This is a genomic window from Planotetraspora thailandica (genome assembly GCF_016863335.1).
Lineage (GTDB): Bacteria > Actinomycetota > Actinomycetes > Streptosporangiales > Streptosporangiaceae > Planotetraspora > Planotetraspora thailandica.
Genome location: NZ_BOOR01000129.1, coordinates 1 through 720, shown reverse-complemented (window position 1 = coordinate 720; position 720 = coordinate 1). Strand labels below are relative to the sequence as shown.

Here is a 720-nt window from a genome sequence, read left to right as displayed (position 1 = left end):
GCTTCGCCGAGTCGACCAGCAGCCGGGGGTTGTCGCGGCGCACGGCCGTGGCCCCGAGGAGGATGGCGTCGACGTCGGCGCGCACCGCGTCGACCCGGTCGAAGTCCTCGCCGCTGGACAACAGGAGCCGCTCGGGACCGGCGTCGTCGAGGTAGCCGTCGACGCTCACCGCGGCGGACAGCAGCACGTACGGCCGCGTGGTGGCCATCGGGACTCCCCAGCTAGCTCGCGAGTTCGGTCAGGGCGATGGTGTGGCCCGTACGGTCGACCTTGGCGCGCAGGTAACGCATGTTGTGGTCGGTGGCGAAGACGCCCGTGCGCACCCGGCGGCGCACCGTCACGCCGAGGGCGGACAGCTGACGCTCCTTGTCGGGATTGTTGGACAGCAGGTCGACGCTGCCGATCCCGAGCGCGCCGAGCATCTGAGCGGCGACGGTGTAGTCCCGCCCGTCCTCCGGCAGCCCGAGCGCGGCGTTGGCGGCGTAGGTGTCCAGGCCGTCATCCTGCAGGGCGTAGGCGTCCAGCTTGTTGTACAGGCCGATCCCCCGGCCCTCCTGACGCAGGTAGAGCAGCACCCCTTCCGCCACGGAGAGCCGCTCGACGGCCTCGCGCAGCTGCGGGCCGCAGTCGCAGCGGGCCGAGCCGAAAACGTCACCGGTGAGGCATTCGGAATGCAGGCGCACCAGCGGCGACGCGCCCGCGTCCGGCTCACCGAAGACG

Annotated in this window: 2 protein-coding genes; both read right to left on the bottom strand. The window is 71.8% G+C overall.

The window, feature by feature from the left end; translation table 11 throughout:
• Positions 1-208: dihydrofolate reductase family protein (locus tag Pth03_RS41165; protein ID WP_203949956.1), on the bottom strand; the 208-nt coding region annotated here is incomplete at its 3' end.
• A gap of 13 nt (positions 209-221) precedes the next feature.
• Positions 222-720: GTP cyclohydrolase II (locus tag Pth03_RS41160; protein WP_203949955.1), on the bottom strand; the 499-nt coding region annotated here is incomplete at its 5' end.